This window comes from Lysobacter sp. GQ73 (genome assembly GCF_059758755.1).
Genome location: NZ_JCAXEE010000007.1, coordinates 234,740 through 259,193, shown reverse-complemented (window position 1 = coordinate 259,193; position 24,454 = coordinate 234,740). Strand labels below are relative to the sequence as shown.

21 protein-coding genes and 3 pseudogenes are annotated in these 24,454 nt (G+C 66.9%); 8 read left to right on the top strand and 16 right to left on the bottom strand.

Annotated features, from left to right (window positions below; translation table 11 throughout):
• Positions 1-238: 238 nt before the first annotated feature.
• The 5 genes from AC6CH2_RS19010 to AC6CH2_RS18990 all read left to right on the top strand — a co-directional run bounded on the left by AC6CH2_RS19010 (position 239) and on the right by AC6CH2_RS18990 (position 5,168).
• Positions 239-1,459, top strand: coding sequence for a flavin-dependent oxidoreductase (locus tag AC6CH2_RS19010; protein WP_498270553.1), 1,221 nt, complete (start codon positions 239-241; stop codon positions 1,457-1,459).
• 80 nt (positions 1,460-1,539) lie between these two features.
• Positions 1,540-3,165, top strand: coding sequence for a flavin-containing monooxygenase (locus tag AC6CH2_RS19005; RefSeq protein ID WP_498270552.1), 1,626 nt, complete (start codon positions 1,540-1,542; stop codon positions 3,163-3,165).
• Positions 3,166-3,328: 163 nt separating this feature from the next.
• On the top strand, positions 3,329-3,607 hold the full coding sequence (locus AC6CH2_RS19000) for a hypothetical protein (protein WP_498270551.1): 279 nt from the start codon (positions 3,329-3,331) through the stop codon (positions 3,605-3,607).
• A gap of 423 nt (positions 3,608-4,030) precedes the next feature.
• Positions 4,031-4,177 carry a hypothetical protein gene (locus tag AC6CH2_RS18995; RefSeq protein WP_498270550.1) on the top strand — a complete coding sequence of 49 codons (147 nt, stop codon included), beginning with the start codon at positions 4,031-4,033 and terminating at the stop codon, positions 4,175-4,177.
• 208 nt (positions 4,178-4,385) lie between these two features.
• The gene (locus AC6CH2_RS18990; protein WP_498270549.1) at positions 4,386-5,168 is read left to right on the top strand and encodes a helix-turn-helix transcriptional regulator; all 783 of its coding nucleotides are present in this window, start codon (positions 4,386-4,388) and stop codon (positions 5,166-5,168) included.
• Positions 5,169-5,408: 240 nt separating this feature from the next.
• Here AC6CH2_RS18990 and AC6CH2_RS18985 read toward each other — a convergent pair whose 3' ends face one another.
• Both AC6CH2_RS18985 and AC6CH2_RS18980 read right to left on the bottom strand, forming a co-directional pair.
• Complete coding sequence (locus AC6CH2_RS18985) at positions 5,409-6,245, bottom strand: hypothetical protein (RefSeq protein WP_498270548.1); 837 nt, start codon at positions 6,243-6,245, stop codon at positions 5,409-5,411.
• Positions 6,246-7,106: 861 nt separating this feature from the next.
• Positions 7,107-7,301, bottom strand: a complete 195-nt coding sequence (locus tag AC6CH2_RS18980; protein ID WP_498270547.1) for a hypothetical protein — start codon at positions 7,299-7,301, stop codon at positions 7,107-7,109.
• A gap of 216 nt (positions 7,302-7,517) precedes the next feature.
• Between AC6CH2_RS18980 and AC6CH2_RS18975 the strand changes: the two genes are divergently transcribed.
• From AC6CH2_RS18975 to AC6CH2_RS18965, 3 genes are all read left to right on the top strand, one after another.
• Positions 7,518-8,810, top strand: a complete 1,293-nt coding sequence (locus AC6CH2_RS18975; RefSeq protein ID WP_498270546.1) for a phospholipase D-like domain-containing protein — start codon at positions 7,518-7,520, stop codon at positions 8,808-8,810.
• A 133-nt stretch (positions 8,811-8,943) separates the two neighbouring features.
• Positions 8,944-10,242: a hypothetical protein gene (locus AC6CH2_RS18970; RefSeq protein WP_498270545.1), complete on the top strand. Its 1,299-nt coding sequence runs from the start codon at positions 8,944-8,946 to the stop codon at positions 10,240-10,242.
• 526 nt (positions 10,243-10,768) lie between these two features.
• Entirely contained in the window at positions 10,769-10,939 is a 171-nt protein-coding gene (locus AC6CH2_RS18965) for a DUF1328 domain-containing protein (protein ID WP_498270544.1), read from the top strand.
• Positions 10,940-11,081: 142 nt separating this feature from the next.
• On the opposite strand, the pseudogene AC6CH2_RS18960 reads toward AC6CH2_RS18965, so the two are convergent.
• The 14 genes and pseudogenes from AC6CH2_RS18960 to AC6CH2_RS18895 form a co-directional block, all read right to left on the bottom strand.
• Positions 11,082-11,444: pseudogene (locus tag AC6CH2_RS18960) on the bottom strand (response regulator); the annotation flags it as partial.
• A gap of 48 nt (positions 11,445-11,492) precedes the next feature.
• Positions 11,493-12,617, bottom strand: a pseudogene (locus tag AC6CH2_RS18955) (sensor histidine kinase); the annotation flags it as partial.
• 348 nt (positions 12,618-12,965) lie between these two features.
• Positions 12,966-13,742 carry a hypothetical protein gene (locus tag AC6CH2_RS18950; RefSeq protein WP_498270543.1) on the bottom strand — a complete coding sequence of 259 codons (777 nt, stop codon included), beginning with the start codon at positions 13,740-13,742 and terminating at the stop codon, positions 12,966-12,968.
• 502 nt (positions 13,743-14,244) lie between these two features.
• A complete protein-coding gene (locus tag AC6CH2_RS18945) occupies positions 14,245-15,924 on the bottom strand; it encodes an ABC1 kinase family protein (protein ID WP_498270542.1) in 1,680 nt (559 codons plus the stop codon).
• Between the two features lie 182 nt (positions 15,925-16,106).
• Complete coding sequence (locus AC6CH2_RS18940; protein ID WP_498270541.1) at positions 16,107-17,156, bottom strand: SDR family oxidoreductase; 1,050 nt, start codon at positions 17,154-17,156, stop codon at positions 16,107-16,109.
• A gap of 167 nt (positions 17,157-17,323) precedes the next feature.
• Positions 17,324-17,605: pseudogene (locus AC6CH2_RS18935) on the bottom strand (hypothetical protein); the annotation flags it as partial.
• Positions 17,602-18,495 (bottom strand): NAD(P)/FAD-dependent oxidoreductase, encoded by an 894-nt coding sequence (locus AC6CH2_RS18930; RefSeq protein ID WP_498270540.1) that lies wholly within the window; start codon positions 18,493-18,495, stop codon positions 17,602-17,604. The pseudogene AC6CH2_RS18935 and the gene AC6CH2_RS18930, both read right to left, overlap by 4 nt.
• A gap of 201 nt (positions 18,496-18,696) precedes the next feature.
• A complete protein-coding gene (locus tag AC6CH2_RS18925; RefSeq protein WP_498270539.1) occupies positions 18,697-19,104 on the bottom strand; it encodes a CBS domain-containing protein in 408 nt (135 codons plus the stop codon).
• Between the two features lie 215 nt (positions 19,105-19,319).
• Entirely contained in the window at positions 19,320-19,658 is a 339-nt protein-coding gene (locus tag AC6CH2_RS18920) for a hypothetical protein (RefSeq protein WP_498270538.1), read from the bottom strand.
• Between the two features lie 61 nt (positions 19,659-19,719).
• Positions 19,720-21,720: a carboxypeptidase-like regulatory domain-containing protein gene (locus tag AC6CH2_RS18915; protein WP_498270537.1), complete on the bottom strand. Its 2,001-nt coding sequence runs from the start codon at positions 21,718-21,720 to the stop codon at positions 19,720-19,722.
• On the bottom strand, positions 21,717-22,529 hold the full coding sequence (locus tag AC6CH2_RS18910; RefSeq protein WP_498270536.1) for a hypothetical protein: 813 nt from the start codon (positions 22,527-22,529) through the stop codon (positions 21,717-21,719). Before AC6CH2_RS18910 ends, AC6CH2_RS18915 begins: the two co-directional genes overlap by 4 nt.
• Entirely contained in the window at positions 22,529-22,987 is a 459-nt protein-coding gene (locus AC6CH2_RS18905) for a hypothetical protein (protein ID WP_498270535.1), read from the bottom strand. Before AC6CH2_RS18905 ends, AC6CH2_RS18910 begins: the two co-directional genes overlap by 1 nt.
• On the bottom strand, positions 22,984-23,616 hold the full coding sequence (locus AC6CH2_RS18900) for a hypothetical protein (RefSeq protein WP_498270534.1): 633 nt from the start codon (positions 23,614-23,616) through the stop codon (positions 22,984-22,986). Before AC6CH2_RS18900 ends, AC6CH2_RS18905 begins: the two co-directional genes overlap by 4 nt.
• A gap of 184 nt (positions 23,617-23,800) precedes the next feature.
• Positions 23,801-24,406 carry a hypothetical protein gene (locus AC6CH2_RS18895; RefSeq protein WP_498270533.1) on the bottom strand — a complete coding sequence of 202 codons (606 nt, stop codon included), beginning with the start codon at positions 24,404-24,406 and terminating at the stop codon, positions 23,801-23,803.
• Positions 24,407-24,454 lie beyond the last annotated feature (48 nt).

Here is a 24,454-nt window from a genome sequence, read left to right as displayed (position 1 = left end):
CCCGTCGCGGCGGCTCGGCCCGAGACCCGCTGTCCCGGACCCGGCGCCGCCTGTGACGGATGGAAGGCGACGAGGGGCCGGGTCGCTCAGGCGAGCGTCGCGGCCCCTCTGCCCGCAGGCCTGCAGTCCAGCGGTCGCTCATCGTCGCCGACACCGTTGCATCAGCCTCGGCGTCCTCGATCGGAAGGCGGTTGCGACCGGCAGTCCGACAACCCAAGGTCGAGGAGCTTCCGTCGTTATGTCCACCTCCACGCAAACCGACATCGTGATCGCCGGCGCGGGCATCGGCGGGCTGACGACCGCCCTGGCCTTGCATGCGCAGGGCATCGAACGAGTCGTGGTGCTCGAAAGCGCCAACGGCATTCGCCCCCTCGGCGTCGGCATCAACGTCCAGCCCGCCGCCATCGCCCAGTTGTTCGCGCTCGGCCTGGGCGAGGCGATCGCCGCGACCGGCATCGCCACCCGCGAGCTGCGTTATCTCGACCATGCCGGCACCACGCTGTGGAGCGAACCGCGCGGCCTAGCCGCCGGCGACCCGTATCCGCAGTACGCGATCCATCGCGGCGAACTGCAGATGCTGCTGCTGGCCGCCGTGCGCGAGCGGCTCGGCGCCGACGCCGTACGCACCGGCGTGCGCGTGCAGGACTTCGAACACACCCGCACCGCCATCCGCGTCCGCGCCCAGGACCGCGCCGGTAACACGGTCGTAACCTTCGAAGCCAACGCCCTGATCGGCGCCGACGGCCTGCACTCGGCGGTACGCGCCCGCCTGCACCCCGACCGTTGCGAACTGCTGCCGGCCCGCATCCAGATGTGGCGCGGCCTGACCGAAGTCGACGAGTTCCTCGACGGCCGCAGCATGATCGTCGCCAACGACGATCGCTCCAGCCGACTGATCGCCTACCCCTGTTCGGCGCGCCACGCCCGACAAGGCCGCGCACTGGTCAACTGGGTCTGCATGGTGCCCGACGTCGCCCAGGACCTGACTCGCGAAGCCAGTTGGGACTGCTCGGGTCAGGTCAAGGACGTACTGCCCTACTTCGCCGATTGGGACTTCGATTGGCTCGATGTTCCCGATCTGCTGATCCGCAGCACCCAGATCCTCGAGTACCCGATGGTCGATCGCGACCCGTTGCCGCGCTGGGGCATCGGCCGGGCGACCTTGCTCGGCGACGCGGCCCACCTGATGTACCCGGTCGGCGCGAACGGCGCCTCGCAGGCCATTCTCGATGCGGTCAGCCTGGCCGGCGAACTCGGCGACAACAGCGACACGGTCGACGCACTGCAGCGCTACGAAGCGGTGCGCCGCCCGCCGACCACCGCCATCGTCCTGGCCAACCGCGACCGCGACAGCGCCGAGCGCGCCATCGCCGCCCGTCCCGACCCGGAAAAAACCGCCGCGCTCGCGGCGATCACGAGTTCCTACCGCAGCATCGTCGATCGCTCGCACGTGCGGTGACAACGTGGTTTCCCGAAACTACTCCGACGCCAGGCCTTCCGAGTGATCGCGGACGCTGAGGAGCATCCAGGAGTCAATCCGTGATCGACAATGACAAGACCCACTTCGACGCGATCGTCATCGGCACCGGCTTCGCAGGCATCTACATGCTGCACAAGCTGCGCAACGAGCTAGGCCTCAAGGTCCGCGCCTTCGACAAGGCCGGCGGCGTCGGCGGCACCTGGTACTGGAACAAGTACCCGGGCGCTCGCGCCGACACCGAGAGCTTCGTCTACCGCTATTCCTTCGACCAGGAAACCAGCGAGAACTGGGACTGGCGCAACCGTTACGTCGACCAGCCCGAGATGCTCGGCTATCTGCAGGCGGTGGTCGACCGCCACGGCCTGGCCAAGGACATCCAGCTCAAGACCGGCATCGACACGGCCGTGTTCGACGAGATCCACCATGTGTGGACGCTGACCACCAGCACCGGCGAGCTGTTCACCACCCGCTATCTCGTCAACGCAGTCGGCGTGCTGTCCAAGATCGTGTTCCCGCAGATTCCCGGACGCGAGAAGTTCCAGGGCCAGGTCGTGCACACCGGCGCGTGGCCGGCCGACCTGTCGCTGGAGGGCAAGCGCGTCGGCGTGATCGGCACCGGCTCGACCGGCGTGCAGTTCATCTGCGCTGCGTCCAAGCTGGCCCGGCACCTGACCGTGTTCCAGCGTTCGGCGCAGTTCTGCGTGCCGGCCGGCAGCCGCCAGGTTAGCGAGGCCTACGTCGCCGAATACCGGCAGAACTTCGACCGGATCTGGGACGGCATCCGCAACTCGCGCATCGCCTGCGGTTTCGAGGAAAGCGGCGTGGCGGCGATGAGCGTGTCGGAGGAAGAACGCCAGAAGGTGTTCGAGCACCACTGGGAGATCGGCAACGGTTTCCGTTTCATGTTCGGCACCTTCTCCGACATCGCCTCCGACCCGGCCGCCAACCAGGCCGCCTCGGACTTCATCCGCGCCAAGATCCGCCAGATCGTCAAGGACCCGGAGACCGCGCGCAAGCTGTGTCCGACCGAGCTCTACGCCAAGCGTCCGATCTGCATCAACGACTACTACGAGACCTACAATCTGCCGAACGTGACCCTGGTCAGCCTGCCGGAAAATCCGATCAGGGAACTCACCGCGAGCGGCGTGCTGACCGAGGACGGCGTCGAACACGAACTCGATCTGCTGGTGTTCGCGACCGGTTTCGAGACGGTCGAAGGCAGCTATAACCAGATGGAGATACGGGGCCGCGGCGGCGAAACCCTGCAGCACCACTGGAAGGATGCGCCGCGCAGCTATCTGGGCGTCGCCACCGCGGGCTTCCCCAACATGTTCATGGTGCTCGGACCGAACAGCGCTTTCAGCAACCTGCCGCCCAGCATCGAAAGCCAGGTGGAGTGGATCGGCGAGCTCATCGGCTGGGCCGAGGGCGAGTCCACGCCGGTCATCGAGACCACCCGCGAGGCCGAGGACGCCTGGACCGCGACCTGCTGGGAAATCGCCGCCTACACCTTGTTCCCGAAGGTCAAGTCTTGGATCTTCGGCGAGAACATCGCCGGCAGGAGCAGCCGCGTGCTGTTCTATTTCGGCGGCCTTGCCGGCTATCGCGCCAAGCTGCGCGAAGTGGCGGACGCCGGCTACGAGGGCTTCGTCCTGCACAGCGATCCGTCTTCGATGGTCGCCTGAGCCGCCAAGCCGGGCCGCGAAGGCTGCAAGGCGTTCGCGCGCTCATGCCGAGATCACGGGCCGGCCCCACCCTTCGCGGTGGGGCCGGCTTCGTTATGGCGACTTATTCTTTTTCTAATTTGTTTTTACCAAGTTATTCCTCAAGCGCTCATGCCGCACCGGCATGAACCACATCGAACGCAACACCGGCGCCTGCCGCCCCTTTCGCCGTTCTTCGCGCGCGGGCACGACAGGCGCAACTCGCGGTTACGCAAGCCGACAGAACCGCTCGCAGTACGCGGCGCTGCAGGGCGCAATGCCCCTAACGACGACGATGCCACCGATGTCATGCACGATATCCCGCGATCGAAAAGCCAGTGAACGTGCCGAATCGATTGCCGCCGACGGAAACTGCTTTCCAACTCTCCGCAAAACTATCGAGATCGACGATGAAGCCCGTTAGCCGTAACCGATCGAGTTCACGCTCTTGGACTTTGTGTCATTTGTCACTAGCCAAGCGAATCCGAATGCTGTCGAGATGTCAACTTACAACGAAATAACCCTTGTTTTCATGGATATTCCACACCATCGAGACATGGATCATTCGGATCGAAAATCGTCATTTCGATCACAGACCGGTAACGCAATCGGTTGATACTTGGCCTGCACTGCACGATTCCCAATGCTTATCACACAATAAAATCATGCATCACGTTTAAATAGCCCGGCACGATTCCGAAGCCGCCACATCCTCGGAAAGTGCGCAGTAGTCAGCCCGAATCCGGCTCCAGACATGCAAGCTGCCTCGCGATGTTCGATCCAATCCAGACACGCGGACGCGTTCGGCCCTCGCGGCGGCTCGCCAGGGATCGTACCGGCAGATTGCATGGACGAACCGGAACTCGACCTGGATCGCGCCGGCCCCGCAGTGCGGGCAGGCCGCGCCCGTCACTCGACCAAGAAAAACATGGGCGCGCGGATGGCGATCGGCAGGGACGTAGCGGCTGGCGGTACGGATGCGTCGACGGCATGACGGACCACAGGACATACGCCGAAGTCGCCCTGCAGTGACTCGCCTCGCGCCCGCTGCGCCGCAGCGGATCGGGCAGCGAACGGCCCAATCCAGGCAACAAGGCTCTGCCTTGCTGCGCGGAACCTTGCGAACCGCACTATCGAGGAAGTCCAACCTACTCGTTCCGGAAAGATTCGGAATTGCTGCCCTTCAACAAGGATGTCCCACCATGGCGATCGCAATCAGTTCGGCACTTTCTTCCATGATCGAGCAGATGCCGGGCCCGTGCGCCTGCAAGGATCAGGATTCGAAATTCCTCTACGCCAATACCGAATTCAAGGCGCTGGTCGGCCTGGAGCCCGACGAGGACGTGGACGGGCTGTCGGATTTCGACCTGCCCTGCGAAGTCGCCTCGCACAGCAAGACCTTTCGCGAACAGGACAAGTACGTGATGGAGCGGCAGATCTCCATCACCACGCTCAACGTGCACCGCTTCAAATGCGCGAAATGGCGGGCCTTCCTGATCGTCAAGAAGCCGTTCTTCGACCAGGAAACCAACATCCGCGGAGTGCTGTTTCACGGCACCGACATCACTGCGATCAACGCCGGCGCACTCGGTGCGTATTTCGGCTATCTCGGCCCGCAACTGGCCTCGATCCACGGCATGCCGCAAACCGGCCGGGCCCACGCCGAGTCGGACGCCGACATCGACATGACCCGTCGCGAGTACGAAGTGCTGTTCTTCCTGTTGCGCGGTGGCACTTCCAAGCGCATCGCCGAGCTGCTGTCGATCTCCTCGCGCACGGTCGAGCAGTACATCGACGTGCTCAAGGACAAGTTCGAAGTGCTGACCAAGCCCGATTTGATCGAAAAGGCCATCTGCAAGGGCTATCTGTACGTAATTCCCGATAGCTTGTTCATGAAGTGCTCGTCGAAGATCATCTTCCAGGGCGCCCCACCGCTGTCGCTGATGCAGCCCTCGAACGCCCCGTCCTATCTGTCGGCCAATTGAGCGATACGGGCCGCCCGCGCCATCCGGCGCGGGCGGCTCGCGGCGGGCTGAAGCCGGCGTTACCGGTGGCTTGCCGGTCCTGCCGGAGTTCTGCGCCGGCCCTAGGCTCGACAGCGACCAACCGGATAAGGCCAACGACTAGTCGCCTTTGCCGCCGCGAGCGAGGCAGTCGAGGTCGCGATAGGGGGCGTTATGCGGCAGGCCGATAACGCGGTCCGGCTTAGCCGCCCGGCCTCCCGATCATGGCTTCGCCGCCGGCTGGACCGCACGGCGTGCATCGCCGAGGGTCGGGTAAGTCTTGCCGTCGCTCGAGGTCCATCCGCTCAGCGACAGCGAATCCGGCAAGGCCTGGGTCAGCGTTTGCAGGCCGAGGGTCGCGGTGAAGCCCGAGCCGACCGGCGCCAACTCGGCCAGGCGCGCGGCGCGGTCGTCCGCGGTGCTGAAAATCACGGGTTGCTCGCAGCGCCCGGCCCGGGCCTCGGCATCGCTGCAGTCCCCTGCCTGCGGCGCCGGTTCGGGCGGCGCTTCGCCGCCGGTGGTCGCGGTCTTGGCGAGGTCGATGCGATAACGCCCGTCGTCTTGCGCCTTGACCTGCACCCGGTACTTTTCCACGCCGTAGGCCCAACTGTTTTCGCCGACCGCGTCGATGTCCTGCCCGGGCAAGGGCAACTCGAAATCCTGGCCGAGCAGCAAGCCGAGCCACATCACCGGGGTGCTGGCGAGCAAGGCGCCGAGCTCGGCCGGGTTGGGGCCGGCCTGCGAGGGCTGGCTGGTCTTCCAGAAATGCCGGCCGTTGCTCAGCACGATCGACTCGACGTGCTGTCCGCCGAGTTGTACCGAGGCTCGGCTTTCGTTACCGGCATAACGCTGCCACTGGCCGCGATACGCCTCATCCGGCGGCGAGTTCGAGCGCATCTCGATCGAAGCCAGGCACTGCACCAGTTGCAACAGGCGCCGGCAATCGGACTGCGCCTGTGTAGGCGGCGTCCGCACGACGGCGACGGCCTCGGCCGCCACGCTGCGCTGCGCCACCAACGCAAGCAGACTCGCGAGGACGGCGATACGAATTGCACTCATGCGGTCGATCCCTGACACGGTCGGAGCACGATTGTGCTGCGTCGCCGCATGATTTTCCAGCCGCCATGCCTCCGGACCGGCAACCGGCAAGGACCGCATGGCTGCCGTCGTCCGGCGAGCCAGGCCACAGGCCGTCCCCTTTGAAAGGGGCTTGGGGATGCCGCTGCCTTGCCTTGCATCGCCTTGCATTGCCGTTGCCGTTGCCGTTGCCGTTGCCGTTGCCGCAAGGATGTTGCCCTTGCTGCGGCCGCGCGCCGCCTCGGACTAGCGAAGTCCATCGAAGACCCGGAGGGCGGCGCGCAGGGATGCGCGCCGTTTTTCATCGGGACAGGGATGTCCCGCATGAAAAATCACCGCGCAAGCACCGATCGTGCGGGCTTGTGATTCAAAACAAACCACTTTTCTTTGGTTACCTTTCTTTTGTTGCTTTAGACAAAAGAAAGTAACCCGCCGCTTTAGTGGCGGAAGCCTTGGGTTTGATCTTGATCTTGATCTCGTTCGAATGAGCGATGCGCCGCGAGATCGGTATAGCGATGTCGCGGCTTGCGCCGCTCCTACCCCGGCGAAAGTTCGCCGCTCCGACGAATGACCTCGGCCTTGGCGTGCCAGCGCGCCCCGCGGTCGCGGCTTACGCCGCTCCTACAGGGGCGGGAGCGCCGCACCCCGCATTTCCATAGGTCACTTTCGCCTTCGCTGTTGCCGTGCGTCGCCGAGCGCTCGCGAAGGCCATTGAAGACCTGGAGGGCGGCCTGCATGGATGCAGGCCGTTTTTCATCTGGACAGGGAGGTCCCGTATGAAAAATCACCGCGCAAGCACCGATCGTGCGGGCTTGTGATTCAAAACAAAGCACTTTTCTTTGGTTAGCTTTCTTTTGTTGCTTTAGACAAAAGAAAGTAACCCGCCGCTTTAGTGGCGGAAGCTTTGGGTTTGATCTTGATCTTGATCTCGTTCGAATGAGCGATGCGCCGCGAGATCGGCACAGCGATGTCGCGGCTCGCGCCGCTCCTACCCCGCGAAAGCGCGGCGGCTTCGAGGGATGACGACGGCGTTGCCATCTCCGCGCGTCCCGTGGTCGCGACTCACGTCGCTTCTACACGGACAGGTCTCGACGCTGATCCAGCAGCGCCTGGGTACGAGCGGCCCAAGTCGACCGCGTCGCCTCACGCCCCGCTGCGCCGGCCCCACCCCCGGAACTTCGCACGGGCTCCACAGTGCGCGGCCGATCCTCGGACTGCTGGAACCACCGCGCTCGCCCTTCACGGTCGCTACTCATGTCTGAACGCTGGACCCGAAAGCAAGTCGTCTCGGCCATCGTCGTCACCGTGCTGGTCACGGTCTTGCTGGGCTGGCTCGCGGTCAATCTGGCCGGGCCCGAGAAGCGCCTGCATCGCATGCCCGAGCACCGCTACGCCGTGACAGACCCGCAGTTCCGCCAGGAAATGGGGGTCATGCTGGGGCCCGCCCTGCTGTCCGGCAACCACGTGGTCGATCTGCAGAACGGGGACGAGATCTTTCCGGCGATGCTGCAGGCGATCGGCTCGGCGCGCCGCACCATCACCTTCGAGACCTACATCTACTGGTCCGGCAAGATCGGCAAGCAGTTCAGCGACGCCCTGTCCGAGCGCGCCCGCGCCGGCGTGCGCGTGCACCTCACCGTCGACTGGCTGGGCAGCGCGAAGATGGACCCGGTCCTGCTGGAACAGATGCAGCGCGCCGGGGTGCGCGTGCAGCGCTACCGGCCGATCGCGTGGCACAGCCTGGACCGTATCAACAACCGCACCCACCGCAAGATTCTCGTCGTCGACGGCGCGACCGCGTTCACCGGCGGCGTGGGCGTGGCCGATCAATGGCTCGGCCACGCGCAAGACCCCGAGCACTGGCGCGAAAGCCACTTCATGGTCCGCGGCCCGGTGGCCGCGCAGATGCAGGCGGCCTTCAGCGACAACTGGATCAAGACCACCGGCCAGGTGTTGAACGGCGCCGCCTATTACCCGCCGCTGCCCGCTGCAGGCAAGATGGATGCGCAGATGTTCCTCAGCTCGCCGGCCGGCGGCAGCGACAGCATGCACCTGATGTATCTGATGGCGATCGCGGCGTCCTCGCGTTCGATCGATCTGGCCGCAGCCTATTTCGTCCCCGACGATCTGATCGCGCGCGCCCTGTTGGCCGCGCGCAGCCGCGGCGTGCGCATCCGCATCCTGGTGCCGGGCCGGCATACCGATTCCGACGCGGTCCGGCTGGCCTCGAAAGCCGGCTGGGAACCGCTGCTGCGCGCGGGCATCGAGTTTCACGAGTACGAGCCGACGATGATGCACGTCAAGATGCTGATCGTGGACCGGCACTTGGTCTCGGTGGGTTCGACCAACTTCGACATACGTTCGTTCCGGCTCAACGACGAGGCCAGCCTCAACGTCTACGACAGCGGTTTCGCCGAACGCATGACCGGCGTGTTCGAGGCCGACCTGAAGCAGGCCCGGCCGTATACCCTGGAACACTGGCAGCAGCGCCCATGGAGCGAGCGCTTGGCGGAGAAGTTCATCCTGCCGCTGAAGAGCCAGTTGTGACGAACGCGCGGCGCACCGGGGTCGACGACCGAGGCAACGGCGCGATGACCGCATCGCATGCCACGCGGCCTTAACTTCGCCGGGCGCAGGATCGACGCGACGCCCCAGGCGGGCTTCCTTCCAGGAGCAGCGCATGGCCACCGAGGCGGCGCAGGCCCGGTCCGAGTCCAGTCGTAGCGCGCGTCTGCGTTTCGCCGTCGTGGCGGCGTTAGGTTTGGCGCAGGCGCTCGGCGCGGACGCTACGGCCGCATCGGCGCAGTGCAAGGCGCGCCTGCTGCGCGAACTCGGCTGGCGATTCGTCGCAGGTGATTCGGCGCAGGTCGAGATCGAGGCCGGCGCGCCCTGCGACCGCGCCGATCTGGACGCGGCCCGTACGGCCGGCGATCTGCGGGTCGAGATTCCCCGCCGACTCGACGCCGGCGCGCGCGAGCGTCTGTACGACCGCCTGCTGCAGCATCCGGCTACCGTCTGCGCCTACGATTTCCAGCTCGGCGCGGCGACACGCCGCGCGGTGGACCGCCTGGTCGGCAATCGCGGTTTTCGTTTTTCCGCCGTGCAACTCGGATGGATCGGCTTCGGCGCCAGCGGCCCGGGCCGCGACGGTTGGCGACCGATCTCCTGGTTCGGGCGCGGCTATCGGCCCAACGGCGCCAACTCGCGCGCGATCGAGGGGTTCTATCGCGGCCACGTCCGCGGCGAATGCGGGCTCGGGCGGCAGATCGCCCAGTACGCAGCGCAGGCCGAGCTGTACGGCATGGCCGGATTCGATGCCGAGTTCGACGCCGACGAAATCGTCATCGGCACTTTCAACCGCTTGCATTCCACCCGCAGCATCCTGCTCGGCAGTTCGTCCGGCCGCTTCGTCCGCGACGGCCGCGCCGTCGCCGCCGCGCGCCAGGGCCGCCAGGCGTTCATGGGCCGCCCCGGCTTCGTGTTCCATGTGTTCGATCGCAGCAGCCTGGACGACATCAACAACCAGGCCGAGAACTTCGTGGTCTACGACGTCAGCGCGCAGGCCGCAACCGCGCTGCGGCGGCATGGCGGGTTCGAGTTCTACAACCGGCGCAATCTCGAGATATGGCGTCTCGCACGCGCGCTGCAGCCGTACCGCTCGAAGCGCTTCTTCGAGCGCCTGTTGCATGAGCGCGACCCGGCATTGCGCGCCGGACTTCCCGCTTCCGCGCAGGCGACCTTGGCACGGCTCGACGCCCAGCTCGCCGACCCGTTTTATCGCGGCTTCGATATCTACGTGCACAAGCAAGGGGTCAAGCCGGTCGGCTTCCATATCGCCCGCCTGCTCGACCGCAATCCGCGCACGCCGTTTCGCATCGAATTAGCGCTGCACAACCTGTCTACGACCCTGATGGAACGCTATTTCGCTCATCGGCTCGGACATTGCCAACGCGCGCCCGCTGGCGCGGCGCGGCAGTAGCGGCCCGGGATCGAGCTCGCACGTTCTACGTCGCGCCGTTGCATGCATGAACAGTTCATCTACAACGCGTCGCGGCCGTGACCGCATGACCGGCGCGAGCGGCGGCACGCATCGCGCGGTCTTTGTTTCGGCGTAGTGAACCCGAGGCCCCCACCGCGCGACCGCTGGTTAACAAGCCATGGCTCAGTGTCGGTATCACCCGAACCTATCCGGATCGGCAAACGACGAGGTGACCATCATGGCCGACACCAGGCATCAGGGCCACAACCCGCAGGGCCGAGGCGATCATCTGCGCGAACCGCAGCGCAACCCGCCGCAAGCTCAGAAGCCGCATGCGAAGCAACCGGCCGAGCACGCTCCTCATGACGACGCGCGCCCCCGGTCGGCCGATAGCGACCGCGGCACCAGCCGTTAACACGTTTCATGGGTCAAGGAAGGCGCAAAGCTGAAGATCCGATTACCAGCTAATTCGAAATAGCCACACCGACCCGCCCCGATATCGAACCACCGAAGAAGGAGACATGACATGCTCAGTTACGCCGTAGTCTTCCTGGTCATCGCCTTGGTCGCCGCCGTGCTCGGCTTTACCGGCATCGCCGGCGCCGCCAGCAACATCGCCTGGATCTTGTTCATCGTGTTTCTGATCCTGGCCGCGGTTTCGTTCTTCCGCGGCCGCGGCCGGGGCCCGGTCGCCTGACGCGGGAGCGTAAGCGCCGTTTCCGCCCTGGATCGTGATGCCACCGGGACCGCATTCGATAGCGGTCCCGGTGGCGGCTCTCAGGCCAGCGACAGGCGCGCGACGCGATCGTGAAACCGCTGAAACCATTACGCGCCGATCGCTACTCCGAAGGCGCCGCCTGATCGCCTTGGCGGCGCTTTCGGCGTAAACGGCGGTCGAGGTCCGACATCTCGTAGGGCTTGGGCAGGAACTCGCAGTTGGGCGGCAGTTCCGGCAGCCAGTTCGGCGAATACCCGGAGGTCAGGATCACCCTCAGGTTAGGCCTCACCTGATAAGCGTGGTTGGCCAGCTCGATCCCGGACATGCCGCCAGGCATCGATACGTCGCTGAACACCACATCGAGTCTGCCGCCTTCTTCCTTCAGGATCTGCAGGGCTTGCAAGCCGTTGGCCGCGGTCAGTACCGCGTAGCCCGCGTCGCGCAAACTCTCCTGCACTACGTCGAGGATATTCTCGTCGTCGTCGACCAGCAGCACGGTTGGCTGCGCCGCCGCCTCGACTATGCCGCTGACCGGGAAATGCATGGCGATGGTGGTGCCGCCCTCGGTCGCAGACTTGAGCTCGAACGATCCGCCCGACTGCTTGACGAAGCCATAGACCTGGCTGAGGCCGAGGCCCGATCCCTTGCCGACCTCCTTGGTGGTGAAGAACGGTTCGGTGGCCCGCTTCGCGACCTCCGGCGTCATCCCGCTGCCGTTGTCGGACACCGACACGGTCAAATGTTCGCCATGGATTTCGGTCGAGACCTTGATCCGGCCGTTGGCTCCGGTGATCGCGTCGCAGGCATTGATCACCAGATTGAGCAGGCTCGCCTCCAACTGGGTCGGGTCGGCCTGGATCGTCGCCGAGCCCGGGCACAAATCCAGGGACAGCTCGACCCTTTCGTCGCAGACCCGGCTCAGCAACACCTCGGCGTCGCGGATCAGCGCGTTGACGTCGACCGCCTTGGGCCGCAGCACTTGCCCACGCGAAAATGCCAGCAGCTGTTTGGTCAGGCGGGTCCCGCGGTCCAGCGCGCGCCGCGCAGTGGTCATGGCGCGATCGAACTTGTCGTCGTCGTGCCGCATCGTGCGCAGGCGCTCCAGGCTGTGCCCGACCACGGTGAGCAGGTTGTTGAAGTCGTGCGCCATGCCGTAGGTCAGCTGGCCCACCGCTTCCAGTTTCTGCGCCTGCAGCAATGCGTTCTGCGCTTCCTCGAGCGCCTGCTCGGAGCGCTTGCGCTCGGTGATGTCGCGGGTCACCTTCGCGAACCCGAGCAGCTTGCCGTCTTCGCGGATGGCGTCGATGACCACGCTGGCCCAGAACCGGCTGCCGTCCTTGCGGACCCGCCAGCCCTCGGCCTCGAACTGCCCGGTGGTGGCGGCGCAGGTCAGCGCAGCGGCCGGCAGCCCGGCTTCGACATCTTCTTGCGTGTAGAAGATGGAGAAATGCCGGCCGATGACCTCCTCGGCCTCGTAACCCTTGATGCGTGCACCGCCCGAGTTCCAACTGGCGATGTTGCCGTTGAGATCGAGCATGTAGATCGCGTAATCGACGACGCTCATGATCAGCAATTCGAGCTGCCGCGACTGCTGGATCAGCGATAGGCCGTCCCGGTTCTTGGCCGGCTCGGCTGCGGGTTGGATGGAAGTGTCCATGGCGCGGAGGCAGGGTCATGGTGGAAGGTCGGATAGCCCTTCTACACTGCCCGCAGGCCCTCGCCAAGTGCTAAGCCGACGGACTGTCGGCGTTTGCGACGAGCCTCCGACCGGACCTCCGAACGGGTCGAGCCAGCCCCGAAACCGAACCCGAAACCTACCCGAAGCCGGCCGCGTCTGCGGCCTCGCCGTCCATGGCGGCCTCGCCTGCTAGACGTTGTCGATTCGGCCGACGACGCGCGAAGCCCGTTGCTCCGCGTCCGCCGGCGCCGGGCGGCGCCGGCGAACTCTCGCGCGATCGGCCTGTACGAGGCCGGCCCCTTGAGGCCGGCCGTCGCCAGCGTGCGGTCAGCGGCCGTCGCCGTCGGCATCGCCCGGCAAGGCGCGTTCCACCGTGTGCCAGGCATCCTTGGTCGCTTCCTTGGCCTTTTCCCAGCCGAGCCGGGACTGGCCCTTGACCTTCTCCCAGCCGCGTCCCAGGTCGGCTTCGAGCTTGTCGTCCCAGTCGCGCCCGGCGGCTCCATGGCGTGCCTGCACGCCGTAACGATAAGCCGGCCGATAGTCGTCGTAGCTCGCGTCCCGGTCGCGGTAGCTCGCCTGATCGAATCTCGACTGGTAGTAACGGTCGGTCGCGTCGTAGGTGCGGTACGTGCGGTCGGTGCGATCCCAGGCATCGCGCACCGCCGCCTTCGCATCGGCCCAATCCAGGCGCGACTGGTTGCGCGCACTGGCCCAGTCGCGTTCCAGTTCCGCCTCGGTGGCCGGGTCCCAGCTGCGATCGTGCAGGCGCGCGCGGGCCTCGGTACCGTAGGCATAAGCCGGCGCGTAGTCGGTGGCGTAATCGTATTTCGAGTCGTGGTACGGCCTCGTGCTGTGGGCGTTCTGCCAATACTCGATCTCTCCGGTCGGATCGATGCGCTCGGCGATGTCCTTGCCGGCCGCCGCGCCGGCGATGGCGCCCACGCCGCCGCCGATCAGCATGCCGATCGGGCCGGCAAGCGCGCCGATCACCGCGCCGGCCGCCGCGCCGCTGGCGCCGCCCAGCCCGACGCCGACCGGGTGCGCGCCCGGTTTGCCGCTGATCGGGTCGCGGTTGAGGTCGCGGCTTTGAGTGGAATTGGTCATATTGCCTCCTGGTTAGGGCCTTGCATGGCCAGTGCCTGCAAGCCTCGCTCCGGGAGGATGTGGATCGCGTCGCCGCGATGCGAAGAATCGCTTAACACCGCGCGCGGGCTCAATGAATATCGATCGAAGCCTATGGTCCGACCATGCGGATCCAGTCAATGCGGATCCAGTCAATGCGGATCCAGTCAATGCGGGCCGAGCCAATGCGGTCTAGCCAAGGCGGATCCAACGATGCGGATCCAACCGATGCGGATCCGATCAAGTGCAGCTCCGATCAAATGCGGCTCTGATCAAATGCGGCTCCTATCAAATGCGGCCCCTATCAAATGCGGCTCTGATCAAATAAGAATCCGATCAACGCGCCCCCAGACATGGGCAACCGAACAATCTTGAATCATTCAGCTCATGCCAACCGTCTTCCGCGCTGCCGATGGCACGTGCCGATGCCGTGCGGCGGTGTCGCGCCGCCGCCGTCGCCTCTGACGGCCGTCCGCGCCGAGCGTCACGAACGCGTCCCGCGCTCTTCGCGCGGTCGCGGCTTCTTGTCGTTACGCAAGGCGCTGACCACGATCGCCAACCCCAGCCCGGTCGCGGTCACGAACAACAGCAGGGCGAATGCCGGATAACCGAACAGGAACGGCCCGACTCCGGAACGCAGCAGCAGCGCGCTCGAAATCAGCAACGCCGCCACGACCACGCCCGCGGAGATCCGGTTGGCGATCTTCTGCAGGTTTTCCATGATCGCCGAATCCTGCCAGCCGGTGATCCGCACCTGCAGCCGGTTCTCGGCCAACAGCGACAGCACGGTCCCGACCTTGCGCGGCGCATCCTGGATCAGCGATTGCAACTCGATCGCCTCGCTGGCCAGGTTCGCCGGCGACAGCGACTGCAACAGGCGGTCGCGCAGCAGCCCCTGCAGATGATCCTCGACGGTCTCTTTCAGGCTCAGCCCGGGGTCCAGCGCGACGCACACGGTTTCCAGGTTGAGCAGGGTTTTGGCCAGCAGGTTGAACTCCGGCGGCGTGCGCAACCCGCACAGGGCGCTCAGGCGGCTGAGGTGCAGCAACAACCGCCCTTCCGACCAATCCTGCGAATGGCCGTGAGCGGCATACCGGGCCACGTGCTGTCCCACTTCGCGCACGAAGCGGCCTTCGTCGAAATCGTGCAGGCGCACGCCGAGGGCGATCAACTCGTCGGCGACCGCTTCGCCGCGCCCGTCCACCGCCGAGAACACCAGCTTCAGCAGGCGTCCGCGCATCTTCGGCGGGATGTGCGCGACCATGCCCAGATCGAAGATGGCCAGCCGGTGATCGGGCGTGATCAGCAGATTGCCCGGATGCGGATCGGCATGCATTTCGCCGTGCACGAACATCTGGTCGAGATAACCGCGCAACAGATCGACCACCAGCGGCCGCATCGAATGTTCGGTGCGGCGCAGCCCGAGCGGTTCGGTGACCTTGCTTCCGATCACCAGTTCCATGGTCAGCACCCGCGTGCTCGACAGATCGCGCAGCGGCTGCGGCACGATCAGGTTGGAATACTTGGCCAGGTGCTCGCCGAAACGCTCCAGGTGATCGGCCTCGAGCCGATAGTCCAGCTCGTCCATCACGGTCTTGCGGAATTCCTGGACCCAGTCGGCGAAGTGCAGGCGGCGGCCGACCTGGGTGTTCTGATCGGCTTTCGAGGCCAGCATCTGCAAAGTGTCCAGGTCGCTGCGGATGAGCTGCGCCACGTCCGGCCGCTGCACCTTGACCGCAACCTCGCGGCCGTCGCGCAAGGTCGCGCGGTGCACCTGCGCCAGCGAGGCGCAGCCGAGCGGCTTGGAGTCGAACTCGGGGAACACGCTGTGCAGGCGAACGCCGAGCTCGGCCTCGACCACCGCCTCGATGGTCCCGGCATCCAGCGCAGTGACGCCGTCCTGCATTTTCTCCAGGGCCGCCAGATACGCCGGCGGCACCATGTCCGGCCGCGTCGACAGCGCTTGGCCGATCTTGATGAAGGTCGGACCGAGCGCTTCGAGGTCGCGCACGAAGTCGGCCGGCCGTCCCTCCTCGGGCACTTCCACTTCCAGGTCGGTCGCGGCCTCCCAGTCCAGGCCGGTGAACACGCCCGAGTTGCGGTACTTGAGCAGAAAGCCGACCAGTTGCGCAGTACGGGTCAAGGTGCTCGGAGTGTCGCTCATGGCGGGGATTCCTTGGAGGCGGACGACCACGACGGAAGACGGATGGCCGGACTATTCCGCATCGCTCGGCAACGGCCCGTGAGGGCCATGCGCACGTGCGCGGCGGCGGCCAGCGTTCGCGCAAAACGCGATGCAAGATGCCCGCGCGGGCTCGCAGTTGCGCGCCGGACCCGACGCCACGCTCAGCCTCGCGGTCCGCCCATCACCGGCAGGATCACCCCGTTGACGTAGGACGAGCAGACCGGGGCGGCCAGGAACACGTAAGCGGGCGAGATTTCCTCCGGTTGCGCCGGCCGTCCCATGTCGCTGTCCTGGCCGAATTTCGCCACTTCTTCGGCCGGCTTGTCCGCCGGGTTCAGCGGCGTCCACACCGGACCGGGCGCAACCGCGTTGACCCGGATCCCGCGCGGCAGCAACTGGCTGGCCAGCGATTTGGTGAACGCATGGATCGCGCCCTTGGTCGCCGAATAGTCCAACAGGTGCTTGTTGCCGAACAGACCGGTTTCCGAGCCGGTGTTGATGATCGATGCGCCCTGCCCCAGGTGCGGCAAGGCGGCGCGCGCCATGTGGAAGTAGCCGGCGATATTGGTCTGCAGGGTTTCCTGCAGATGCGCGTCGCTCAGCTCCTCCAGGGAGTCGGAATGCAATTGGAAGGCGGCGTTGTTGACCAGCACGTCGAGGCGGCCGAACTCGGCGATGGTGCGGGCGACCGCGTCCTCGCAGAACTTCGGCTCGCGCACGTCGCCGGCGATCGCCAGCGCGCGGCGCCCTTCCTGCTCGACGTAGCGGCAGGTGTCCAGGGCATCTTCGTGTTCGTTCAAGTACAACACCGCGATATCCGCGCCTTCGCGCGCGAACAGCACCGCGACCGCGCGCCCGATGCCGGAGTCGCCGCCGGTCACGATCGCGACCATGCCCTCGAGCTTGGCGCTGCCGCGATAGCCTTCGGCTGCGAATTTCGGCGCCGGCACGAGATCGCGCTCCCGTCCGGGCTTGAGCAGATGCTGCTTCGGCAAGGGGTTCTCGGGCTGCTGGTTCGGCCCGGCCTGTACCGCAGCCTTCTTGCTCGCTTTTTTCGTGGCCGGCTTCGCATCGATGCCTTTCTGGATCGCACGCTGGCGCGCGGCGGTGCGCTCGGCGGGCGCCGAGCCCATTGCGGCGGTGGACGCCGGACGAGCCTTGCGTTTCGAAGCAGATTGCTTCTGCGATTTGGATGCCTTCTTGCTGGACATGCGTTCACCACGACGGAAGGGTCAGGCTTCCGACGATAGGATCGGCTTCATTCGGCCGACGTGAACGGCGGCGCGCGATCGTCTCGGCAATTCCGATCCTGCGGCGCGAGCCGCGCGGGGTCGTCCATGTCGCCGGCTGCGTTCAACGCATCGGCGTCCCGCTCGGCCGCCGCCCGATCTCCGCGCTCGCCTTTGTTGCGTCGTGCGAGCAGCACTTGGCCGACCACCGCGGTCAAGAGCACGGCGCTGTTGGTGACGATGAACACCCAGTTGCCGACCAGGAGGCTGTAGACGACGAAACCGGCCGACGCGGTGCACTGGCCGATGAACAGCCACCTGGAAACGCCCTGGGCATGCTCGTCGCCTTGCTGCTTGACGATCTGGCGGATCAGCGTGGCGATCAACACCGCCGAGGCGAGCCATCCGATCAGATCGGGCGACAGCTTCATGCTCGGGAGCTCCGGACGGTCGCGGGAAGATCGTTGTGCACATGGGTGGCGGCGATGGCGGCGTGCCCGACCGCCACGGAAATCTGATTCAGGCCGCTGACCACGTCGCCGATCGCGTACAGGCCCCGCACCCGGGTCATCTGGTGCGCATCGACGAGGATCTCGTTCGCCGCACTGAGTTGCGCGCCTGCCGAGGCGGCCAGCGGCGCCGTGGTGACCGAGCCCAGGTAGGGATAGACCGTGTCGAGAGGCGTCGTCGCGCCGGCCGGATCGCGATAGCCGCAGTGTGCGCCATCGAACACCAGCTCGCCGCCGCCGGGCAGGCAGGTCAGTCCGGACAGATCCTCGGCCGCGGGCATCGGACCCGCCTCGCAGGGAATGACGAAGACCTGTTCGGAATACCCGCGCAAAAACCGGGCGTGCGGCCCGATGGCCGCAGACGGGCCGTACACGCCGATGCGCAGGTCGCTCGCTTCGTATGCGTCGCAGATCGCGCACAGGCGCACCGCACCGCAGGCGATCGCGTCCTCGATCCAGCTCACCGCCGGCAGCTTGTCCTGCATGCCGCTGGCCAGGATCACCGCCCGCGCGCGCCATCGGCCCTCACGTCCCGAGACGATGAACCGTTCATCGCGCTCGATGATTTTCTCGACCCAGTCGGTCTGGAACCGCACTCCGACATCCGTGGCTTGGCGCTTCATCCGCTCAAGCAACTCCACCCCGGACACGCCATAGGGAAACCCGGGGCAGTTGTGGCTCTGCGGAATACGCCGGGCCCGACTCGCGCCGGAATCGACGATCAGGCAACTGCGGTGAAAGCGTCGCAGATAGGTGGCCGCCGTCAGGCCCGCCGGCCCTGCGCCGACCACGATGGCGTCGAACTCGTTCATGGGCCAGAGGGCCGGGGCGCAGCTTGCGTATGCGCGATCCGTCCCAACCTGCCGTATCGGCCCGCGCACCCCGGTATGCCGGTGCACCTCGATATGCCCGCGCACTTCAATATGCGCGACCCCACGCACCGCGTGCGGCGCACAGGGCGACCGGACAGGCCTTGCCCGCTGCGCAGGGGCGATCCGACGCCGCGCGCCGTTCTAGTGCGCACCGGCCGGCGTCGACACTTCCCTGACCACTTCGGCGGTGGCGCGACTCTTGCCGGCCAGGGCGATGTCCGCCAAGGAAACGATGCCGACCAGTTCGCCGGCGCCGTTGACCACCGGCACTCGGCGGATCTGCGCCGACTCCATCACCGCCACGCAGTCGCGCAGGTCGCTCTCCTCGCTCACCGTCCTGACCGGCGAGGTCATCGCTTCGCCCGCGGTGGCGGTGCCGTCGCCGCCGCTGGCGATGATGCGGATCGCGATGTCGCGATCGGTCACCACGCCTAGCGGCCTGCGCTGCTCGTCCAGCACCGGGATTTCGCCGCAGTCGTTTTCCAGCATCAGGCGAGCGATCTCGCGCACGGGCGTGCCGATGTGGCAACTCGCTGGGTCGGGGGTCATCAAAGTCTTTGCAGTGATCACAGCGCTACTCCTGCCGTAATGAAGATGCAGGGACGGATTGTCGGCCGCGTTTCGTTGGACCGCCGTGAACCGCGGCAATAGCGTCCTTCACGTCACGGCAATGGCGCTCGCATCGCATTCGTCACGACGCACGCGGCATCGCCGTTCGCGGCGCGCGCGGACGCAGTCATCGTCAATGCATCGTCGCGACGACACTAAGGTTTCGGCGGCCGTTCCTGAGGATTTTCGCCGGGCAAGGGCTGGTGGCCTTCGCCGGGCGGCAGGTCCGCGTTCTGGACCTTGCGCGACGGCCGATCTTCGCCTGACTGCGGCGGATTTTCGCCGGGGAGGGGCTGATGGCCCTGGCCGAGCGGTGGCCGTGCGCCGCCGTCGTCCTGGCGGCTGCGGTCGCCGGCCTTGTCGTCGTGCTTGCCCATCTGCGTCACCTCGCCCTCGTTGCACCCGGATCGTAGCGATCCAGGCTCGAAGGTGGCTCCGGTCAGGTTAACCGGAAGTGGAGCTTCGGCGCTTCGGCGTTCACGGATGCCGAACACCCACGCCGCTACGGCCCGAACCGCAACGCCTACACTCGGCTCGACGTGCCGTTTATGCGCCTCAGCGCTGCCGCGTCGCCGGAATGTCGACGCGTTGGCTGCGCCGGACGCCGACTTCGACCGACTGCAGGCCGCGCTCGTCGCGCACCGCCCACGGCAGCGGCAGGTTGTCGGGAATCACCGCGATCGTGTGCTTGCCGACCGCGACCCGCGGGAACGAGAACTGGCCGTTGCTGTCGGTGCGCACCGCATAGCGGCCGTCGAGCACCACGGTCACGTTCGCCGCAGCCTGTTCGGAGGCGGCGCGCACGCCGTCGTCGTTGTCGTCGAGGAACAAGGAACCGTCGATGCCGCCGACCGCCGAGCCGGGCGCGCCACCGATTACCGCCAGCGCGCGGCCGGCCTGGCGTTCGTAACGCAGGGTCAGGAAGGCCGAGCGTTCGCGCGGCAGCGACAGGAACGGCGAATCGACGCTCAGCGGATCGAGCGCGAACGGCGAGCGCTGCGAACCCTGGCTCTGGTACAGCGCCGCGGTCAGCGACCAGCGAGGCGCGATGCGCCAGTTGACGCCGAGGTTCATGTCGACGCCGCGCATCGCCGCCGGGCCTTCGCCGTGGGTCCAGCGCGCGGTGCCGTCGACGGACACGCGATCGCCGAGTTCCACCCCGCCGTACATCGAGAAGGTCGCGGTGCGGGTGGTGGTGCGGATCGGCGCCCCGGCCGGGGTCTCGTTGCGCTCGCCCCATTCGCCGTAACCCAGCGACACCGACAGGCGCCGGCCTTCGCGCAAGGGCAAGGCCTGGTCGATGCTGGCCTGCCAACTGCGCCCGACCCCGCCGGCGCCGCCGGCGTGATCGAGCTGGATGCGGGTCTGGCCCCAGCCGCTGCGACGGTCGGCGAACAACTGCGCCGCATAGGTGTCGTCGTCGTTGTGACGCAGACTCAGGCTGCCGCCGTAGCCGAGCACGCTGCTGGCCTGGTAACGCGCGAACGCGGTCGCGTACTGGCCGTCGAAGCCGGCGCCGCTGATCGAGCGGATGTCGTCGAGACCGGTGTTCCAGCTCCAGCGGCCGTATTGATAGGCCAGGCGGTAATAGCCGCCGCGCACGTCCTGGTTGATCGGCGACGCGCCCCAGCTCAGGCCCGGGTCGAGCGAGAACAGGCCGTAGTGATGGCGATAGCGGCCGCGTCGCGCACTCGCGTCGATCCAGGCGCCGGTGGCGTTGCCGCGGCCGTCGTGGCTGCCGAGCAGGTTCACTTGCACCGCGTCGCGATCGGACTGCCAGGCGCTCGCCCAGTGCGCGGCCTGGCTGGGCCGGTCGATCAGGCCCGGCTCGCCGAGCTCGTCGGGCACGATCCGCCCGTCGGTGCTCAGCGCCGAGACCGCGTGGGTCCAGCCCGCCCCGCCCCGCCATTGCGCACCGAACGCGCCGACGTGGCCGTCGGCGACGTCGAAGCCGACCACGCGGGTGCCGTTGTAGAGGCCGGCGCGGCCGACCGCGCCGTACACGCTCAGGCCGCCGGCATCGCGGGTCCATTGCGTGCTCAGGCCGGCCATCGCCACGCTCGGCAGGAAGAAACGGTACTGGTTGCGCTGCAACTGCGACGCCGGCGTATTGATCACGCCCAGGCCGTTGTCGAGGCGCCAGCCGCCGTCGACGAACAGGTTGCGCTGCCACACGGTGGCCGCGCCGCCCCAGCCGCTGTCGTCGGCGAAACGGTCGCGGTCGCTGTGGAAGACGGTCGCGTCGAGCGACAGGCTGCCCCAGTTCGCGGTTTCCCAGAACCCGCCGGCGGCCAGGCCTTGCTCGCCGAAATGCTCGGCGCCGCGCTCGGTGTATGCCGCGTTGAGTTCGACCCGGAACGAACGCGGCAGGCCGTCGCCGTCGACCGCCTCGTCTTCGTCGGGCGGCAACGGCGCCAAGGCCTGCGCGGCGATGATGCGGTCGCGGTACACCGGCGCCGACGCGTCGGCCGCCGACACCGCGGGCGCGACCGAGACGAGCGTACAGGCGACGCAGATCGCCAGTCTGCGCCGGACGAACCTGCGGGCGGGTTTCATTTATCGATGCGTAGGTCGAGTACGAGGCGCTGGCCGCCCCATTCCAGAGCGCCCTTGAGGCTCAGCGGATACACGATCGGCGGCGCCGGCGTGGCCGGGTCGTCGCCTTCCGGCACCAGCGCGATCGAACGCGTTTCGCCGGGCAGGATCGGCAGGCTCGACGGTGCGAGCGCGAACTTGCGGCCGCTCGCATCGGTGCCGTCGACCAGACCTTCGAGGCGGGTATGCGCCTGGCCGGTGTTGCGGATGTCGAGCACGGGCAGTCGCCGGCCGTCGACTTCGCGCACCTGGCTGGCCAGGTGCTGCAATTGCGCCGCGACCTCGCCGACGCCGAGATAGACGATGATGCCGATGCGACCGAACACCGGCACGGTGAGCTGATCGCCGACCATCTCCGGCGCGCCTTCGAGCAGGATCGCGAAACGGCATTCTCTCGGCGCGGCTTGTGCCGGCACCGCCACTTCGAAGCGATACCGGCGCTTGCCGTTCGGCGCGATCTCGATCTGCGCCGCTTCCAGCCCGACCCAGGGCCGGCAGCTGTCGGCCGCGAGCGCCTCGTCGAATACCGCTGCGCCCTGCGCATCGAGATGCCAGTCGGCGGTCTTCAAGGTGTAGCGGCCGACCGCATTGGAGATGTTGGAGATCTCGACCACGTTGCGATAGGTGGTGCCGGGCTTGGCCGTGCCTTCGAAGCGCGGCGGCGAGACCAGGGCGGAAAAGCCCTGGGCGAAGCTCGGTGCTGCGATCGAGGACGACACGAGCGCGAGCGCCGCGAAGGTCGCGGCATGGCGCAGGACAGCGGTACGCATCAGAGGTCTTCCACGTCGATTTCGAAGGAGAAATTGAGCTGTTCGGTGCGGACCAGCTTCTGTCCGTCGGCCTGGATGGTCAGGCGGATGGTGTCGTCGAGCAGGCCGGCCGGCATGACGCCGCTGTAGACCAGGGTGCGTTCGCCGGCGCGCAGGCTGCCCGGCAGCAAACGGCCCTGGGTGGTCCAGGCGGCGGTGATCGGGCCGCTGGCCTGCGGCGGCAGGGTCATGTAGACGCGGCCACTGCGGCCTTGCCAGGGCGCTAGGTTCAAGCGCACCCACACGGTCAGCGCGCCGGACACCGTCGGCCGCTCGCCGCTGCGCGGGGCGACCGAATCCCACTGCATGCGCAAGCTGTTGGCGGTGACCTGGCTGGCGCTGTCGTCGACGCGATGAGTGCCCGCGTACGACGGCGACATCGCGGCGAACAACAGGCCGGCGGCGAGGACCCGCCTCATGGCGCGCTCAAGGTGTAGACCACCTGGCCGGTGTAGGTGCCGGAGGCGACGACGGCGTCGTTGGCGTACCGAAAGGTGTGGCAGCTTTCGCGCCAGGTGTTGACCGGAAAACTCGCCAGGGTCTGCGGGCCGCCGGTGAAGGTGCCGGCCAGGATCGGCTGGGCGCCGGTGTCGTTGTTGCCGCTGCTGGTCCAGCTGATCTGCGAAAACGGAATGGTGCTGCCGGCGCCGTTGCTGAGGCCCGCCGCCGGCGCGGTCGCGGTCAGGGTCGCGGTGCCGGTGCTGCCGGGCAGACGATAGAACCCGCCGACGTAGATCTGCGCCGGCACGTTGCAGAAGGCGAAGCCGTCGTAGGAACTGTTGGCCTGGGTTGCGTCGGTGGTCATGACCTGGTCGGTGCCGTTGCCGAGCACCGCCGCGGGCACGGTCACCGAGACTTTGTTGATCGCCCCGCCGCGGCCGGGCGTGCCGCCGGTGGAGTAATTGCCGGTGAACACGCCGTTGCCGACCCGCAGGTAGACCATGCGCGCGCCCGGCGAGATGGTGACGACGAAGGCCTGGGCGGTGTCGAACCAGCCCAGCGCGAGCAAGAGCAGCACCCAGCACGCCGGGCGTAAGTGCAAAGCCATGTCGGACCTCGAAAGTCGTTGTCGTCGTCGCTGCCGCGGGACGGACCGGAGCCGCCCCGCGGTTCGGGGCGGTCCGGAGCGTTGCCACGGCTGCGCATCAAGCCGGGGGCATGCCCGTCGATGCGGATCGAGCCGGGGCCGTTGCCGCGAACGCGGATGTCAAAACAGCTGTCCGGCTTGCCGCTTACGGCATCGAAGCGGTGTAGGTCACGCGGCTGTTGTTGGCATTGACGCCGCCGTAGACGCCCGGGGCTACGACGTTGGCGTTCTTGTACTTGTAGGTCCAGGTCGCGTCGCGGTTGACCAGCTTGCCGGTGCCCGGAACCACTGTGGTCGTGGTGGTCGCGCCGTCGGCCAGGGTCGGATGCGGCAACGCCGTCGCCGAGGTCAGCACGGCCTCGGTCGCCTCGATCTGGCTGTAGGAGATGGTGTCGCCGGCGACGCCGTTGCTGAGCGCGCCCAGGGTGGTCGAGGTCAGGGTGATGGTGCCGTTGTTGCCGACCAGCTTGGCGGTGACCTTGCCGTCGTTGAGGTCGCCAGAGGCGGCGGTGGCCGCGATGCCGGCGCCGCCGATACCGACCTGGGCGGCCGGAACGACGAACGCGATCTGGTTGACCGTGGTGTTGGTGGTGTAATCCGCGCCGCTGCCGACGCGCAGGAACAGGATCTTCGGAATGGTGATCTGGAAGTCCAGCTTGGCGCTGGCGGTGATCGGAGTGCCGGTGCCGGTGCTGTACTGCGACTCGGCTTGGGCGAGCATCGGGACGGCGGCAAGCAGCGAAAGGGCCAAAAGGGACTTCGTGAGCGTTCGCATTGTTGGGTTCCAGGGAGGTCGAAG